The 900-nt window shown below is 72.0% G+C and carries 1 protein-coding gene; it reads left to right on the top strand.

Translation table 11 applies throughout. The features are described 5' to 3' along the window. Positions 1 to 900 (top strand): condensation domain-containing protein (locus CCN29_RS33775; RefSeq protein WP_143661462.1); only part of this gene is annotated, 900 nt, incomplete at both ends.

Here is a 900-nt window from a genome sequence, read left to right on the forward strand (position 1 = left end):
CGACGTCACCCTGGACGCCGACCTGATGCGCCGCGTCCAGGAACTGGCCGACAGCAACGCGATGACACCCTTCATGGTGCTGCTCACCGCCTTTCATCTGACGCTGGCGCGGACGGCCGGACACTCGGACATCACCGTCGGGTCACCCATCGCCACCCGAGCACGCCACCACGCGCCGGGCGCCATCGGCCCCCTCGCGACCATGCTCGCCCTGCGCACCGACACCACCGGCGCGCGCACCGTCCGCGAGGCGCTCCACGCGGTCCGCGACACCTGCCTCGACGCGTACAGCGGCGCCCATGTGCCCATCGAAACGGTCGCGGAGCAGCTCGGCCGGCGGGGCGCCGCCCTGTTCGACGTCCTCTTCGTGCTCCAGCCACGACCGGCCGAGGCCCGCCTCGGGAACCTGCCGGTCCGCCCGATGGTGATGGCACCCGTCACCATCCGCAACGACGTCGAGCTGTACCTCTTCCAAGGCGACGACGGCATCAGCGGCTTCCTGGCCTACGACACCGACCTGTACGCCGCCGACACCGCCGCCCTCCTCGCCGACCGCTTCCTCACCGCTCTCTCCGCGTTGGTGGAGTGCCCGGATGCCGTGTTGGCCGAGGTGGATGTGCGGTCGGTGGGGGAGCGGGAGCGGTTGGGTGCGCTGTCGGCGGGTGTGCCGCTGGCGGGCGGTGTGGTGGGTCGGGTGGAGGAGCTCGTTGAGGGGGTGGTTGACCGTCTTGGCGGTGCGGGTGTGGCGGTGCGGTGCGCGGGTGAGGCGCTGTCGTTCGGGGAGTTGGAGGAGCGGGCGAACAGGCTGGCGTGGGGCTTGCGGGGCGCGGGTGTGGGGCCGGGTGACGTGGTGGGTGTGTTGCTGCCGCGGTCGGTGGACCTGGTGGTCGCGTTGCTGGG

Origin of the sequence: Streptomyces pseudogriseolus (assembly GCA_002154585.1) — a bacterium.
Taxonomy (GTDB): Bacteria; Actinomycetota; Actinomycetes; order Streptomycetales; family Streptomycetaceae; genus Streptomyces; species Streptomyces pseudogriseolus.